Genomic DNA, 16,330 nt, shown 5'->3' on the forward strand with positions numbered 1-16,330 from the left:
ATTGATTCCAAAGAAAAATCCCCTCATCTGAGGGGATTTTTTTAAGCTTCCTGGATCACGATTTTTTCGATTTTGTCTCCCGCTCGGATCGCATCGATTACTTCAAGACCCTCTACCACTTTACCGAAGCAGGTATGATTTCGGTCTAGGTGAGCCGTATTAGTACGGCTGTGGCAGATAAAAAACTGAGAACCACCGGTGTTTCTTCCCGCATGGGCCATGGAAAGGACACCACGATCGTGGTACTGATTCCCCCCATCCAGTTCGCATTTGATTTTGTAACCAGGCCCACCTGTGCCATTTCCGACAGGACAACCTCCTTGAATGACAAAATTTGGGATTACCCGGTGAAAAGTCAATCCATCATAAAAGCCTTTATTGGCAAGGTCCACAAAATTCTGAACGGTGCCCGGGGCATCATTCTCGTAAAATTCGACTTTCATGGTACCTTTTTCTGTTACTATCTCAGCTGTTTTCATTTTCGGTATTTCGCTCTGATTGATTGGAAAATTTTTGCAAAACGCAAAAATAGGACTAGATCTTAGTATTCTATGCCTTAAAATAGAAAAGGAGTGAAAATCACTCCTTTTTCTCCTTAATCTGCTTTAGGAGCCCCCAAAAGAATATCGGAAGAGGCAAAGTCCTTATATTTTTCAAAATTTTTGATGAATGCTTGGGCAAGCTCTTTCGCTTGCTTATCATAAGCCTGCGGGTTACTCCAGGTATTTCTTGGGTTCAATACTTCAGCGGGTACATTTGGGCAGATTTTGGGAACTTCAAATCCAAAAGTAGGGTCAGAATGCATCGGTGCAAAATCCAGTTTTCCCTCCAATGCTGCGGAAATCATAGCTCGCGTATAAGAAAGCTTCATCCTGCTACCCACTCCGTAAGGACCTCCGGTCCAGCCTGTATTGATCAGCCAGACATTCACTTCATTTTTTTCCATTTTTTCACCAAACAGTTCGGCATACTTCGTAGGATGAAGTGGAAGGAATGCCGCTCCAAAACAAGCCGAAAACGTAAGTTTGGGCTCAGTGACGCCCATTTCTGTTCCTGCTACTTTAGCGGTGTATCCTGAGATAAAATGATACATCGCCTGACTTTTGTTCAGTCGGGAAATGGGAGGGATTACCCCAAATGCATCAGCGGTCAAGAAGAAAATGTTTTTGGGAACTCCGGCAATTGACGGTTCGATGGCATTGGCAATGTGATGAATAGGGTAGGCCGTTCGAGTATTTTCGGTCACTTCATGGTTGCTATAATCTACCTCTCTTGTTCCGGGCTTAAATCGCGTGTTTTCTACCACCGCTCCAAATTTGATGGCATCGAAAATCTCGGGTTCTTTCTCTCTAGTCAAATCAATAACCTTAGCGTAACAACCTCCCTCAAAGTTGAAAACAGAATCCTCTGTCCAGCCATGTTCATCATCTCCGATCAAGTGACGGTTAGGATCGGCGGAAAGTGTTGTTTTTCCCGTGCCAGACAGACCAAAAAAGATGGCCGTATCTCCATCGGATCCCACATTAGCGGAACAGTGCATGGAGAGGACATTTTTTTGGTAGGGCAAAATAAAGTTGAGTACTGAAAAAATCCCCTTTTTCATCTCACCCGCATATCCTGTACCTCCGATTAGGATGATTCGCTTGCTTAAATTTAAAATCGCAAAATTGGGATTTTTGACCCCGTCGGTTTGGGGATCTGCTTCAAATTCAGGGGCACAGATGATCGTAAAATCATGGACAAAATTCTCGAGTTCCTTGGAAGAAGGCCTTAAGAACATATTTGCGCAGAATAGATTATGCCATGCCCAGGTATTGATTACCCTCAGGTTGAGACGGTGGTCTTGATCAGCACCTGCAAAAGCATCCCTGACAAAGAGTTCTTTTCCATCCAAAAATGTCGTCATTTTTGAAAAAAGCCGGTCAAAATGATCTTCTGTGACCGGAATATTGACTTCGCCCCACCAAACTGCATCTCGGGTGAGGTCATCCATGACTACATACCTGTCTTTGGGAGACCGGCCGGTAAATTTACCCGTGTCCGCCATAAATGCCCCGGTAGAAGTCAATTGGCCTTCCTTGCGAGCCAAAGCATACTCCACCAATTCGGCCGGAGAAAGATTGAAGTGCACCTTTCCCTTTGAATCCATTTGGGAAAGAGAAAATGAAGAAGATTGAGGTTCCAGAACCAAGTCCTGCATACTTATTTGGGTTTATTGTCTGAAAATTGTCTGGTCAAAATTAGATAATTACTTGCAATCTCAAATTAAAAAATCGTTGTTTTTTTGCTTTTCAATCGATTTCGGAGAAAAATCCAAAAATAATTTGGTTAGTGAAATTCCAAGGAAATTCAATAAAAACCCTGATCACCTTGAGGAATTTTTTTTGATAAAGCATTTATGCCCAAATTGATTCTTTGCATTGAAGTGACAAAAAAGTTTATCATTGCAGAATATATTAAACCCAAATTTTCATTCCCTTGAAAAATCAACCAACCCCAGAGTTTAGTGGCGCCACGGCCTTTGGTCATCCTAAAGGATTGATGACTTTATTCTTCACCGAGATGTGGGAAAGATTCAGCTACTATGGGATGCGCGCCCTCTTGATCCTATTCATGACCAAATCCATTGTGGATGGGGGATTGGGTTTCGATGACAAAACTGCAGGAGCAGTCTATGGATTATACACTATGGGAGTATATCTATTGGCACTTCCCGGAGGTTGGCTGGCTGACCGATTGTTTGGATTAAAAAAATCGGTTTGGTATGGAGGTATTATCATTGCGTTGGGACACTTTACGATGGCTCTTCCGGGGATTCAGACCTGGATCAACGGTGCTTCAGAAGTAAAGGATTCGCTCAGCACCCTGGATACGACTTCTTTTTTTCTCGGGTTGATTCTGATTGTCTTAGGGACAGGATTATTGAAGCCAAATATCAGTTCTATAGTAGGTCAATTGTATCCGGCGGGTAGTTCAAAAAGAGATGCCGGATTTTCTATTTTTTACATGGGAATCAATATTGGGGGGTTCATAGCTCCGATTGCTTGCTCAACCATGGCAGAATATGACATGCATTTGGGATTTGGACTTGCGGGGCTTGGAATGGTGTTTGGCCTTATTCAATATAAACTTACCGGCAAAGCCCTAGATGGCTACGGGGAGGCACCCAAGGCTATAACCCCGGTAGAGGTAACCGCTCAAAAGAAATTAAAATCCCTGACCACCCTGATTGGGCTTATTGGGGTAATCCTCGTTGGAGTATTATTCACCGGAATCATCCCAATTAATGCTTCTGCCATTGCCGGCGCCTCGGGTACGGTTATCGCGATAGTCGGTTTTGGATACCTGGGGTATGTGATTGCATTTGGTGGCCTCTCCAAACCTGATAAAAACAAAGTAGGTGTGATTGCTATTTTATTTGTTTTCTCTGCCATGTTCTGGTCAGGGTTTGAACAAGCAGGATCCACCCTGAATCTGTTTGCTGAGCGCTTTACAGATCGGACCATTTTGGGATGGAATATCCCCACGGGTTATTTTCAGTCCATCAACTCCCTGTTTATCATCATATTTGCACCATTCTTTGCTGCCCTTTGGGTCTGGTTGGGCAGGATGAACCTTGAACCTAGCTCTCCATTGAAATTCACCTTTGGTCTATTGCTTTTGGGAATCGGCTTCTTTGTCATGTATTTCGCTACCAAAATCGCTGCTTCCGGAGAGTTGGCTGCCCCAAGCTGGCTGATCATCACTTATTTGCTTCATACGTTTGGCGAATTGAGTTTATCACCGGTGGGACTTTCATTGGTGACCAAGTTGGCACCGAATGGCTATGGTGGACAAATGATGGGTATCTGGTTCCTTTCTGTAGCCTTGGGCAATCTGTTTGCGGGATTGATCGCCGGAGAAGCCAGCGGAGGCTCAGAAGAAGGCTTGGCAGCGATGCCCGATCAGTTTATGATGATCGTATATACCGTAATCGGTTCTGCTGTGTTACTGTTCTTATTAAAGCCGGTATTAAAGAAAATGATGGGGGAGGTGCATTAACCTTTCTTTCCTCGGAATTTAATAGCACCTGCCTGTTGATTCGGGCAGGTGTTTTTTTATGATGGTCAAAGAAAACAATCTTGTTGGATGAGATCTGCCAGGATTTAAAAGCCTGATAAGGGTTTTACACATTTCGGCTACAACTTCTGCTAAAACTACCTCATCCCAGTCTTGGCAAATGAAAAGTATTCTGAAGTAGGGGTCTCAGGTTTTTTCAATTGAATCAATTCCAAAAGATCGACTTCCAACCCTTCGATCCTTTGGCTTTAGAAATAGAATTATGGGTAGCTCGAAAAATTAATTTGAAATGATCTGAGTAGTACCAAGTCCCAATCTTTACTAGAATCCAGGATTTCATCAGGAGAGGAAAAAAAGAGGCTGTCCAAAATGAACAGCCTCTCGAATAACAAACGATAAAATTTGATTAATTCAAGAACTCATCAAAAGTCAGGCTGACAAAGTACATGCTTCCGACTGTTGGATTACCCCAAGCCTGACGATAGCCATCATTAAACAAGTTGGTACCACCAACCTTGATGATAGACTTCAAGCTTTTAAGCTTATAGCTAAACTGAGCATCAAATGTTCCGAATGCAGGCATCACCGAAAGCTGCTGTGAAGAAACTGCTGGAGCTACAAAAGATGACTGCCATACAAATTCTCCCTGCCATCTGTAAGAGAATGCAAACCCAAGATTCTTCACAAACTCTCGGTTAGCAAAGTTGATCACGTAACGATATTCCGGTGTGTTGAAAGCAGGCTGGAAGCCTGTTTCTGCAAGTTCGTCTAGGTTTGAAAGCGTATTGAACGATACGTTACCTCCGATTGAGTAATTCTTTGGAAGTTTATAATCTGCACCCAATGCCCATCCCCAAGATTTGATGATCTCGGTACGATTAACCGGTATAGAATAAACGTTTCTGGTGTTGGCAGACAACAAGTTGATTCCAAGAGCTGAAGCTGGATTTTGTGGATTAGGATTTCTATCCTGAATCAATACCTGACCACCAATGAAGTTCTCAAAACGGTTAAAATATGCATACGCATCGATCAATAGACGATTTGAATAAAGGCCTTTGTAACCGATTTCAAACGATTTTACTTTTTCAGGTCTAAACTGAGTCAATTGGAAAGTAGTCAATTTGTCTTGATTGGCCTGAGCTGCAAAAACAGGAACTAACTGCGGCACTGCAGCGGCTATAAATGCCTGAATAGCTTGCGGGTTATTTGGTAATTGTCCATTTCTAATTGCTTCATCAGCTCTTCTTTGTGCTTCCGCAAGGGCTAATTGCTGAATGGCCGGATCCCTTGTTGAATCTAGAAAAGCATTACCAAATGCGGTCACTGTAGCTAAGCTGTAAACTGGGTTTGCATTGAAATTATATCGATCTCTGAAAAACTGAAGACCACCCAATAATCTTGCCTGTGGAGTGACCAAGTCGATATATTGATCTTGGGTAGAAGGAATTCTGAAACCGGTTTGATAAGAACCTCTAAAGTTGTGGTTGTTGATAGAATATACACCGGAAACTCGAGGAGACCACTGACCGTCAAAATTCTCATTTTTATCGTAACGTACAGAGGCAGTCAATTTGAATTTGTCATCAAAAAGGCGCTTAGCTCCTTGGATATATCCACCGTATTCATTGATTCTGAATTCGTCACCATTTTCATCCACTGCAAAAAGGGTTTTTTCTGAGTTCAGTGCATAAATTCTATAATTAGCACCTACTACAAAATCAGCCCAAGTGATATCAGTCAGCTGATAAGATCCTTCCAAATGATAAAGGTTTGTTTTGTCTACGAACTGAGATCCAATTCTACGTGGGGGAGTTTGGAATTGTCCAGGGATAGGAGTGGAAGTGGTCGCAGCCAAAGCCTGCTGAAATTCAGGACTTCCGGGTTGGAATCTACCTTGATCAGCTACCCCTCGAGCTGCTGTATGCGCAGCTTGATCGGTTGCACCGGTTAGCTTTGCCTGCGCGAAAGCTCCGACATATTGACCGAACCAAGTCTCGGATGGTTTCCATGCTTCATTGATTGCATTGGCGGCAATAGCCACAGCAAATGCATCACCCGATCTTTCTTGAGTGGTATAAGCCCTCAAAAACCAGTTTGCCCCTCTCAACTCAGCTTTGTATTGCCCCATATTGAAATTGGCGATGGAGTAACGGTCAGCACCTGTGTAGACAGTGGTTCCAAAACCATAATTTCCTTGAAAGATAGCTTCAACCCGGTCATTCAATCTCCAATGCAAAGCAGCGTTAAGCTTAAGTGACTTGGTATTGTAATCAGCTAAATCTCTTTCGGCATATCCAGTTCTTGATACTTGGGTTTGTGGAATGATTCCCAATGCAGCCTGAGGTAAAAGCCCTGCCTGTACCAAAGATTGACCGACAGTAAACATATTTTGAGTGCTTTCATCACCATAGATATTCACACCATTGTATCCGGGGTTTGTCCCACGGTTACCGTCAAATCCAAAGCCATTTGCCAAAGACTGATCTCTGAAATCATTGGCCTGCCAATCATCCGCACGAAGGTAGCCCACGTTCATCTTGAAAGCCACTTTATCACTGAAGGCCTTGGCATATCTGGCACTGAAGTCATAGAAACCTGTCCCAGGCTGAGATCTGCCACTTTCATGCATCAAGCCGGTGCGGACATTCGCCGAGAGGCCTTGGTACTGAAATGGATTTTTGGAAGTCATCAACAAAATACCATTGATGGCATTGGGACCATAAAGAGCGGAAGAAGCTCCGGGAAGTAATTCTACACTTTCCAAATCCAGCTCGGAAATACCTACAATATTACCTACTGAGAAGTTCAGGCCCGGAGCCTGATTGTCCATCCCATCAATCATTTGAACAGTTCTGACATTGCCATTGGCATTGAAACCTCGAGTGTTAAAGGATTTAAAAGTCAGGGATTGGGTACTCATTTCAACGCCTTTCATATTGTTCAAGGCATCATAGAAACTCGCCTGAGGAACTTCACGAATAGCGATGATATCCATTTTTTCCACGGAAACCGGAGATTTCATAATGCTCTCTTCCACTCTGGAGGCAGAGATCACCACTTCCTGTCCCAAAATGGAAGATTCTGCCAGTTCTACAGACAGATTGGTCATTCCTCCGCTAACCTCAACTTCTTTGGAATTGAATCCCACCATGGAAAATACTAAAGTAAAAGGTGGGTCCTGATTGACATTAAGCGTGAATTTACCTGATAGGTCGGTAATCGTGCCGATCACTTTGCCTTTCACGATGATGTTCACGCCCACTAAGGTCTCCTTGGTTTGAGCATCGGTGACCGTTCCGGAGATGGTTGTCTGGGCCAGGGCAATGGTAGTTCCCAAGGAAACTAGCAATACCAATGAAAACACTGTGCCCCAGATTTTTCTGGTAAAATTTTTCATAGGCTATTTTGTGAAATTGTTAGGATGATTTTCAATTGGGTTTTTTTACAATTCAATTACTCGAAATTTATAGTAAAAAGGCAATTTTCTATGGATCTATAAGAAAAAAAAATAGGTATTATATAAGGCTAAAAATGCTTAAAAATGGAAACTGAGGCAGTTTTTTCTAAAAAAAGCTAATAAAAGGCGAATTCTGTTGAAGAATAATTCTATGGATTTCGTTTTTATTATTAAATCAGTAAATCTGTCTTTTTACAATTGATCTGTAATAATAAAAAAGCCCACTCTGTGGTGGGCTACTGTACACTATTGATTTTTAGTTAATTAAGAATTTTTCCTGTTTTCCTCATTGACATGCTTCACCAATCGGTCACACAGCTCTTTCATTTCTTCTGACATATATTCATCCCCTGTACTGTTTAGGATGGTTTGGGCCATTCCGCCTAGGATATCAATATAAAACCTTTTCATCTCTACCACAGACATATCTTCAGTCCAAAGGTCAATTCGAAGCGTGGAGTGATTAAGATTATCCCAAACGTTTAGACTGATACTTTTAGTAGATTCCATGCCCTCAGCTTCTTTGTCTGAAGCGTCCCACAGGATAGCTTTGGGAAGGTTATTGCTGTCCAGTTCTACCTGGAATTTGATTTCTGATTTCTTCATTATTTTTGATTTTATCGGGAAACCGACTTTATACCCGGCTGGTTCCACCAAGTGAAATTAATCGAATCTCATTTCCGGGATTTCCCCTTCGATTATAAGTTTTCCGGCTGTTTTTGCTTTTATTTCTTCTACACTCACTCCTGGAGCTCTTTCCTTAAGAATAAATCCACCCTTAGGGTCTACCTCTAATACAGCAAGATCAGAGACAATTTTTTTTACACAGCGTATGCCTGTAATCGGTAAGCTACAGGAGGGAAGAAGCTTGGATTGCCCGTCTTTGGAACAATGCTGCATGGCCACTATGATATTTTTGGCAGAAGCCACCAAATCCATGGCACCTCCCATACCCTTGACCATTTTACCGGGAATTTTCCAATTGGCGATGTCTCCGTTTTCGGAAACCTCCATAGCACCTAAAATGGTCAGGTGAACATGGCCACCCCGTATCATGGCAAATGATTCAGAGGAGTTGAAAAGGGCAGAGCCGGGGACCATGGTGATGGTTTGTTTTCCGGCGTTGATCAAGTCAGGGTCGATTTGATCTTCGGTGGGGAAGGGGCCAATGCCCAACAAGCCATTTTCAGATTGCAAGACCACATCCAAATGGGATGGAATGTAATTGGCAACCAACGTAGGAATACCGATTCCGAGATTGATGTATTGCCCGTTTTCCACCTCTTGAGCGATCCGTTGGGCGATTTGTTCTTTGGTTAGCATTTGGGTTTGTTCTAGGATTCAGAAGACAAGATGTAAGAAACAAGACTATCCGACTTCTTTTTGCTTATTTTTTTGAGACAGTTCTTTGTTCGATTCGCTTTTCGTAGTCCTTTCCTTGGAAAATACGCTGTACATAGATGCCGGGCGTATGGATTTGATTTGGATCCAATTCGCCTGCCGGTACCAATTCCTCGACTTCAGCAATGGTGATTTTCCCAGCCGCAGCCATCATCGGATTAAAATTCCTTGCCGTTCCTCTGAAAATCAGGTTGCCGGCAGTATCGCCTTTCCAGGCTTTGACTAACGAAAAATCCGCACGAAGCCAACGCTCCATGAGATATTCCTTCCCATCAAATTCTCTGATTTCTTTCCCTTCCGCCACCTCTGTGCCGACACCTGCCGGAGTGAAGAAAGCCGGAATTCCAGCGCCTCCAGCACGAACCCGTTCCGCTAGGGTTCCTTGGGGAATAAGGTCTACTTCCAGTTCACCGCTCAAAAGTTGACGCTCAAATTCTGCATTTTCGCCCACATAGCTGGAAATCATTTTCTTTACCATCCGCTTTTTGAGCAGCAGACCTATTCCAAAATCCTCAACCCCTGCGTTGTTGGAAACGATAGTAAGATTCTTGATGTCTTTTTCCAGTAAGGCTGCGATACAATTTTCAGGTATACCGCTCAATCCAAATCCGCCCATCATCAAAAAGGCGCCACTGGGAATGTCTGCAACCGCTTCGCGAGCGTCTTTGACAGTTTTGTTGATCATATCTTTGGGTTTATAGTATGGCCTTGGCTGTTTTTTGATCCTGGAAAAGCTGATTTTTCAACGCTTCCAAACTTTCAAATTTTTTTTCTTCCCGAATAAATTCCCGGAAATAAACTGTAATCAATTTGTTGTAAAGGTCGCCCTGAAAATCAAACAGGTGAGCTTCTACCGTTTTCTTGGAACCGTCCACTGTGGGACGATTGCCTATATTGAGCATTGCTTTGTAGAGAATTCCTTCTACTTTGGCCTCTACGGCATAAACGCCGTCATGAGGGATAAGTTTGTAATCATTGGGAATATGGATATTGGCTGTCGGAAATCCAATCGATCTGCCGATTTGCTGCCCTTTAACGACCAATCCATTCAACTCATATGGCCTTCCCAAGTAATTGGATGCGGTTTTGACGTCACCTAATTCGAGCGCCTTCCGGATTTTGGTGCTGGATACTCCAATATCTTCGACATCCTGCCGGGATATTTCCTCCAATTCAAAACCAAAATCACTGCTGTGTTCTTTAAGGTATTCGAAGCTTCCTTCTCTGTTTTTACCAAAGCGGTGATCATAGCCGATGACCAGTTTTTTGGTCTGAATTTTATCAATCAATACGCTACGGATAAACTCCTCCGAACTCAACTGTGAAAATTCCTGAGTGAAAGGTATGGTGACCAAATGATCTATACCAAACTGCCTGAGCAAATTTGCCTTCTCCTCAAAAGTGGAGAGCAATCTCAGATCGTGCTCATTGGGATATAGGACCAACCGAGGATGAGGCCAAAAAGTGATCAAGACAGTTTCACCCTGGATCTTTCTTGCGATTTCACGGATTCGACGGATGATTTTTTGGTGACCTAAATGGACTCCATCAAAAGTACCCGAAGTGACTACCGCATTGGGTACCGGAAGAAATCCCTCCAATCCTTCATAGATTTTCATGGGGACGCGCCTTTATTTCTTCCACTAAATCCAACACTTTTTTTGCATCCCGAAGATGATGACCACCGATTCTGGTACGGCAAAGTGTTTTTAAATAGGCACCCACACCAAGAATCTCACCCAAATCCCTTGCAAGACTTCGGATATAGGTTCCTTTGGAACAGGAAATCCTAAAATCTACCTCATTGCCTTCAAATCGTGTAATTTCAAACTCCCTAACTTCCACCGGACGGGGGTCCATTTTGACTTCTTTGCCTGCTCTGGCTGACTCATACACTCTCCGCCCGTCCACTTTGATTGCTGAGTGCATGGGAGGAATTTGAAAGATGTTTCCGGTGAGCTGATGCGCTGCTTTTTCCACCATTTCCAAGGTAATATGAGTAGGGTCCGACACCTGGATTACCGGTTTTTCAAGATCAAAAGATTCGGTAGTGGCTCCGATCACAAAAGTTCCTGTGTACTCTTTTTCCTGGCCCATGAAGGTCTCGATCTGCTTGGTCATCTTCCCGGCACAGACGATCAACAGGCCAGTAGCCAATGGGTCCAGGGTCCCTGCATGACCCACCTTTTTGATTCGGAGGGCATTTCTGACTTTTTTGACCACATCAAAAGAGGTCCATTCCAGAGGTTTGTCTATTAGAAAAACTTCTCCGTAAGCTTCTTGCTGCATGCGTTTTTACTTTGCTTTGGTTGACAAAGCGTATGGATTAGCTTTTTTCTCCTTTGGAAAAAATGGCATAAAACTCAAATATAAAACCTGCCAGCGTAACGATAGGACCAATCGTAAGTCCGAGGATTCCATTACCGTGTGGTTGTCCATCAAGCCCAATCAAAATAAAACCCAAAACGATAAGCCCCAGGCCGATAAGCATGAGTCGATAGTTTTTCTTGGTAAAAGGAAAAGAGGTGTTGCTCATGGTTTAGTAAAGTTCGTCCAAGGACATGTTCAAATATTTGTTTACCGCACGCAAAGTACTCAATACGGAAAGAATTCCTCCGATTAAAACCAGTCCTCCAAACAGAATTAACATTAATTCAAAGTTTTGTAGCATGGCAAAACCTTCAATATTGGCTTGGGTATATTGGATCAATCCAAATAAAATCCCTGAAGCAACCAATCCCGCTAGCATGCCAAAAAAGAAGGCTCTGAACAAAAACGGCTTTCGGATAAATCCACGGGTTGCACCGACTAATTGCATCGAACGGATCAAGAATCGCTGGGAAAATAAGGCCAGGCGAATCGTATTATTGATCAGCATTACGACTGTAATAATCAAAATCAATATAAAGCCACCCATAACCAAACTCACTTTCAGTAAATTTTTATTGATTGAGTCAACTAAGTCAGTCATGTAGGAAACCTCAAAAACTCCGGGAAGTGCCTCCAGTTCTGTCGCGATCTCGTTGATTTGTTCGGAACTTTGAAATTCCTCCGCCACTGAAAACACAAAGCTGTCTCTGAGCGGATTGTCTTCCAAAAACTTGGTGAAATCTTCGCCTGTACTTTGGATAAATGTAGCTGCTGCCTCCTCATCGGAGATAAATCTAAGGCTGGAGGTATCGGCTTTGATCAGGATAAACGGTCGGGTAGAGATATTTTTCTGAAGATCTTTCAATTGATCCTCGGAAAGATTTTTGTCCAAAAACACCTGGATTTCCACATTTTCGCGAATCATTTTCGTGAGCGATTTGGCCTGTATCAATATGATCCCAAATAATCCCACGATGAAAAGAGAAAGAGTAGTGCTAAAGAGCACACTTCCGAATTTGAAATAGCCTAGTGTTTTTTTTGTTCGGGAAGGACCTGCCATGGATTAGAAAATTCAGTTCAAAAATAGAAAAGCCTTTGGGATTTAACCAATCGATGTGCCAGAAAGGATCGGAATGACTTTTTCTCCTGAAATTCCCCAAACTTTGTCTTTCTCTTTTGGACTGATCAAAGCCAAGCCCGTGAAATTCCCAAAACTTGGTAATATCAACGTATGACTCGACCAATAAAAACAAGGAATACGAACCGATTGCCTGGCTTTGCCCCTTAAAAAAATGCCCGGATGGATATGTCCACACACATTTAGATGTCCGCCTTCACTATTTTCAATAGGCTCATGAGACAGCGCAAAGGACTCGATAATCAAAGGCTCCTGATGGACTTTCATCACAGATTGGCCATATAAAAAGGTGGGGAGGATGTCATGATTTCCTTTGACCAAATGAAATCGGGTTTGATCAAAAACCTTCAGAAAAGTATTCAACTGTTCCCATTGTTCATTCCAGTCACTGTGAAAAAGATCACCAAGAAAATAGGTATCGGAAGGCTTGAGCTCGTTGTGCAGTTTTTCGAGTTTTTGAAAATCAGCTCGATGAATAGGTTCGGGGATCGGAATTCCGGACTTTCTAAAATGTGCGGCTTTTCCGAAGTGCAAATCTGCAATCAACAGGATATTCAACTCTTTGATCCAAAGGGCTTTTTCCGGTAAAAGAAGAAGAGAAAACCCTTTAAAATCAATCCAGCATCCCTTCGCCTTGGTTTTATTTTTTTGCAACTCACTCATAACAATTCCAAAAGTATCCGTATTTAGAGATATCAAAACATCGTATTTATGAAAATCCGACAATTTATTTCAGCCTTTGTTTTGCTCTCACTTTTCTCCTTTGGAAAAACGATTGCGCAAACTGAAAGCTCTATTCTAGGAGTCTGGTATAACACCGAGAAAACTGCCCAGGTAGAAATTTTGAAGAAAGGAAATGAGTTTCTGGGGAAAATTATCTGGCTAAAGGATCCAAACCCGGATGGGAAGCCTGCTACTGATAAAGAAAATTCCGATCCCAAACTCAAAACCAGGCCCTTGATGGGGCTCCCTATTTTAGAGGGATTAAAATACTCCAGTGGCGTATGGAAAGGAGGCCAAATCTACGACCCTAAATCAGGCAAAACCTATTCCTGTGAAATCAAATTAAAATCGCCCGAAGTCTTGGAAGTCAAGGGGTACATTGGTTTTTCATTTGTGGGTCGAACAGTGGAATGGACTAAAGCGAAGAAATAAAGAAGGCCTGCATGGATATCCCTGCAGGCCTCTTTTTACATGGAAATTTGATTAATTCTCCAGATAAAATGATTTGAGTATATAAGTCAATTGCTCAAACTCGATCAAAAAGGCATCGTGACCTGCGGTGGACTGGATTTCTTTGTAGGTACCTCTTCGCACTTTTTGACTGATGAATTGGGATTCTTCGGGTAAAAACAACAAATCCGAATTGACCCCAACCGTCAACACTCTGGCTTCGATCTGTGCCAGACTTGCCTCGACTCCACCTCGATTTCTACCCAAATCATGACTGTCCATAGCCTTGCTGAGTGCCCAATAGGAGAGCGCATTGAACCGCTTGGCCAGTTTTTGACCTTGGTAGCGTAAATACGAAGAGGCCTTAAATCCATCTAATTTTTCATCGTTTTCGCTTTGCTTGATGCGAAGATCAGCTGGATGTCGATAGCTCAGCATGGCAATCGCTCGGGCAGTTTCAAGTCCCTTGAGTCCGGCATCCTCCCGTTTTTCTCCCCAAGTACAATCTGACTCGATCGCCATTCGCTGGGTTTCGTTGAAGCCGATGACCCAAGGGGAAGATTTGGCAGTAGAGGCCAGAATTACCGCATTTTTCAATCGTTGACCCAGGGTCACAGACCACTCCAAGGCTACTTGACCTCCCAAAGAACCTCCGATCAAGGTGTGAATTTGATCCAATTGCAGGTAATTCCGCAACCTCTCCAAGCTAAGCGCCAAGTCTCTTGGGGTCAGTTGTGGAAAATCATAGTAGTAAGGTTTACCGCTTTCAGGATTAATACTAAGAGGGTTGGTAGATCCATAATTGCTTCCCAGCAAGTTGGCGCAGATGATGAAGTGATTGGCCGGATCGAAAAATTTGTCTTCTCCAATCAGGCCATTCCACCATTCAGCAGCCTTAGAATCTCCCGTGAGGGCATGAACTACCCAGATGACATTGGAGCGATCCGAATTGAGTTGACCATAGGTGGTGTAGGCGATTTGAAACTGTTTAATAACTTCGCCTGATTCCAAGTGTAAAGGGTCAACTGATTCGAAAATCTCCGTAGTCATAGTCAAATCTGCAAATGCGCTAATCAAATTCATTGAGGTAATTAAAGTTTATCGAATGCCTGCTGAAGATCAGCCTTAATATCATCGATGTGCTCGATACCAAGGGATAGTCGCAGAAGGGTAGGAGTCACACCTGCGGCTTTTTGTTCTTCATCAGAAAGTTGCTGATGGGTGGTGGCCGAAGGTTGGATAATCAGAGTTTTGGCATCACCCACATTGGCTAAGTGAGACACCAATTCCAGATTATTGATAAACTGCGAAGTGGATGACTTGTCACCTTTTAGTTCAAAGCTCAGAACTCCACCAAATCCATGTTTAAGATATTTTTTGGCCACAGCATGATAAGGAGAGGAGGCCAGACCGGGGTAATTTACCTTAGAGACTTTAGGATGAGCTTCCAACCATTTTGCTATCTCCAGTGCATTGTCAACAGTTCGTTGCACGCGAAGCGAGAGTGTCTCGATTCCCTGAAGCAACAAGAACGAATTGAAAGGGCTGATAGCTGGTCCCAGATCGCGTAGACCTTCCACACGGGTTCGGATGGCAAAAGCGATGTTAGGAAGCCCCAGCGGATTATTATCACCGAATACTTCCCAGAAATTCAATCCGTGGTATCCTTCTGAAGGCTCAGAAAACTGCGGGAATTTTCCATTGCCCCAGTTGAAATTTCCGCCATCCACGATGATCCCACCGATGGAAGTACCATGTCCGCCAATCCACTTGGTGGCTGATGCTGTCACGATATTTGCTCCATGGGCGATAGGCTGGCAGAGGAACCCTCCTGCTCCGAAAGTATTATCCACAACCAGCGGAATTCCATGCTTCTTGGCCAATGCAGCTACTGATTCAAAATCTGGGATATTAAACTCCGGATTCCCGATCGTTTCCAAATAAATCGCTTTGGTTTTGTCATCAATCAGCTTTTCCAGATCCTCGGCTTTGTCGCTTTTTGCAAATCGCGCATCTATTCCAAGCCGCTTGAATGCAACTTTAAACTGGTTGTAAGTACCCCCATAGAGGAAAGGAGAGGAAACGAAGTTTTCACCTGCTTGTAGAATATTGTGCAAAGCCAAAAGCTGAGCCGCCTGACCGGATGCAGTAGCTACTGCTGCCACACCGCCTTCAAGAGCGGCCAGACGCTTTTCAAATACATCCGTGGTCGGATTCATGATCCGGGTGTAAATATTACCGAATTCCTTCAGGCCAAAGAGATTGGCTCCATGCTCTGCACTGTTGAAAGTGTAAGATGTGGTCTGGTAGATCGGCACAGCACGGGAGTTAGTAGCAGAATCTGGTGTTTGTCCAGCATGGAGCTGGAGGGTTTCGAAACGATAGTTTGCTGACATAAAATTGAGGTTAAAGGGTTAAGAGAATAATAAAAAGGGATTGCTCCCAGAGAAATTCTAGAGAATATTCGGATCAAAATAAATGGCACATGCAAGAAATTGCACAGCCAAAATTGAAGATGTTGGAGAAAATTTGCTCGAAGCCGAGGGAAAGGGAGAAGGTAAATTGCCTGTTCATCATACGAGGAATTTATAGTTCCAAATGAGACCTTCTCATTTGGCAGGAATTGGCACCTTTCCGCCGCGGCGGAAGGTTGCCAGAGGGTCATCGAGCCTGTCTCTCGCCTCTTCTTTATAAATCCTCACACGGAAAAAGTGAAAGGACAGTGCAAA

General features: G+C 43.3%; 15 protein-coding genes and 1 riboswitch. Of the genes, 2 read left to right on the forward strand and 13 right to left on the reverse strand.

Features of this window, described 5'->3' with window-relative positions:
• Positions 1 to 41: 41 nt before the first annotated feature.
• Both CLV31_RS11335 and pckA read right to left on the reverse strand, forming a co-directional pair.
• Positions 42 to 479: a peptidylprolyl isomerase gene (locus CLV31_RS11335; protein ID WP_111393006.1), complete on the reverse strand. Its 438-nt coding sequence runs from the start codon at positions 477 to 479 to the stop codon at positions 42 to 44.
• A 116-nt stretch (positions 480 to 595) separates the two neighbouring features.
• Entirely contained in the window at positions 596 to 2,200 is a 1,605-nt protein-coding gene (gene pckA, locus CLV31_RS11340) for a phosphoenolpyruvate carboxykinase (ATP) (protein ID WP_111393007.1), read from the reverse strand.
• A 341-nt stretch (positions 2,201 to 2,541) separates the two neighbouring features.
• On the opposite strand from pckA, the gene CLV31_RS11345 reads away from it, so the two are divergent.
• Positions 2,542 to 4,041: a peptide MFS transporter gene (locus CLV31_RS11345; protein WP_245943386.1), complete on the forward strand. Its 1,500-nt coding sequence runs from the start codon at positions 2,542 to 2,544 to the stop codon at positions 4,039 to 4,041.
• 424 nt (positions 4,042 to 4,465) lie between these two features.
• Here the strand turns inward: CLV31_RS11345 and CLV31_RS11350 are convergent, their stop codons facing one another.
• From CLV31_RS11350 to pdeM, 9 genes are all read right to left on the reverse strand, one after another.
• Positions 4,466 to 7,459 carry a TonB-dependent receptor gene (locus CLV31_RS11350; RefSeq protein WP_111393009.1) on the reverse strand — a complete coding sequence of 998 codons (2,994 nt, stop codon included), beginning with the start codon at positions 7,457 to 7,459 and terminating at the stop codon, positions 4,466 to 4,468.
• 324 nt (positions 7,460 to 7,783) lie between these two features.
• Positions 7,784 to 8,125 carry a gliding motility protein GldC gene (gldC, locus tag CLV31_RS11355; protein WP_111393010.1) on the reverse strand — a complete coding sequence of 114 codons (342 nt, stop codon included), beginning with the start codon at positions 8,123 to 8,125 and terminating at the stop codon, positions 7,784 to 7,786.
• A 57-nt stretch (positions 8,126 to 8,182) separates the two neighbouring features.
• Positions 8,183 to 8,842 (reverse strand): CoA transferase subunit B, encoded by a 660-nt coding sequence (locus CLV31_RS11360; RefSeq protein ID WP_111393011.1) that lies wholly within the window; start codon positions 8,840 to 8,842, stop codon positions 8,183 to 8,185.
• Between the two features lie 64 nt (positions 8,843 to 8,906).
• Entirely contained in the window at positions 8,907 to 9,605 is a 699-nt protein-coding gene (locus tag CLV31_RS11365; RefSeq protein ID WP_111393012.1) for a CoA transferase subunit A, read from the reverse strand.
• 10 nt (positions 9,606 to 9,615) lie between these two features.
• Positions 9,616 to 10,539 carry a bifunctional riboflavin kinase/FAD synthetase gene (locus tag CLV31_RS11370; RefSeq protein WP_111393013.1) on the reverse strand — a complete coding sequence of 308 codons (924 nt, stop codon included), beginning with the start codon at positions 10,537 to 10,539 and terminating at the stop codon, positions 9,616 to 9,618.
• Complete coding sequence (gene truB, locus CLV31_RS11375; RefSeq protein WP_111393014.1) at positions 10,526 to 11,209, reverse strand: tRNA pseudouridine(55) synthase TruB; 684 nt, start codon at positions 11,207 to 11,209, stop codon at positions 10,526 to 10,528. Before truB ends, CLV31_RS11370 begins: the two co-directional genes overlap by 14 nt.
• Before the next feature lie 37 nt (positions 11,210 to 11,246).
• Positions 11,247 to 11,456: a DUF3098 domain-containing protein gene (locus CLV31_RS11380; RefSeq protein WP_111393015.1), complete on the reverse strand. Its 210-nt coding sequence runs from the start codon at positions 11,454 to 11,456 to the stop codon at positions 11,247 to 11,249.
• Between the two features lie 3 nt (positions 11,457 to 11,459).
• Positions 11,460 to 12,350: a cell division protein FtsX gene (locus CLV31_RS11385; protein ID WP_111393016.1), complete on the reverse strand. Its 891-nt coding sequence runs from the start codon at positions 12,348 to 12,350 to the stop codon at positions 11,460 to 11,462.
• Between the two features lie 42 nt (positions 12,351 to 12,392).
• Positions 12,393 to 13,091 (reverse strand): ligase-associated DNA damage response endonuclease PdeM, encoded by a 699-nt coding sequence (pdeM, locus tag CLV31_RS11390; protein WP_111393017.1) that lies wholly within the window; start codon positions 13,089 to 13,091, stop codon positions 12,393 to 12,395.
• Positions 13,092 to 13,139: 48 nt separating this feature from the next.
• On the opposite strand from pdeM, the gene CLV31_RS11395 reads away from it, so the two are divergent.
• Complete coding sequence (locus CLV31_RS11395) at positions 13,140 to 13,583, forward strand: DUF2147 domain-containing protein (protein ID WP_111393018.1); 444 nt, start codon at positions 13,140 to 13,142, stop codon at positions 13,581 to 13,583.
• A gap of 51 nt (positions 13,584 to 13,634) precedes the next feature.
• Here the strand turns inward: CLV31_RS11395 and CLV31_RS11400 are convergent, their stop codons facing one another.
• Both CLV31_RS11400 and CLV31_RS11405 read right to left on the reverse strand, forming a co-directional pair.
• Positions 13,635 to 14,684 carry a homoserine O-acetyltransferase family protein gene (locus CLV31_RS11400; RefSeq protein ID WP_111393019.1) on the reverse strand — a complete coding sequence of 350 codons (1,050 nt, stop codon included), beginning with the start codon at positions 14,682 to 14,684 and terminating at the stop codon, positions 13,635 to 13,637.
• A gap of 8 nt (positions 14,685 to 14,692) precedes the next feature.
• Positions 14,693 to 15,997: an O-acetylhomoserine aminocarboxypropyltransferase/cysteine synthase family protein gene (locus tag CLV31_RS11405; RefSeq protein ID WP_111393020.1), complete on the reverse strand. Its 1,305-nt coding sequence runs from the start codon at positions 15,995 to 15,997 to the stop codon at positions 14,693 to 14,695.
• Positions 15,998 to 16,184: 187 nt separating this feature from the next.
• A riboswitch (SAM riboswitch) is annotated at positions 16,185 to 16,298 on the reverse strand.
• Positions 16,299 to 16,330 lie beyond the last annotated feature (32 nt).

The organism is Algoriphagus aquaeductus (assembly GCF_003253485.1).
Taxonomy (GTDB): domain Bacteria; phylum Bacteroidota; class Bacteroidia; order Cytophagales; family Cyclobacteriaceae; genus Algoriphagus; species Algoriphagus aquaeductus.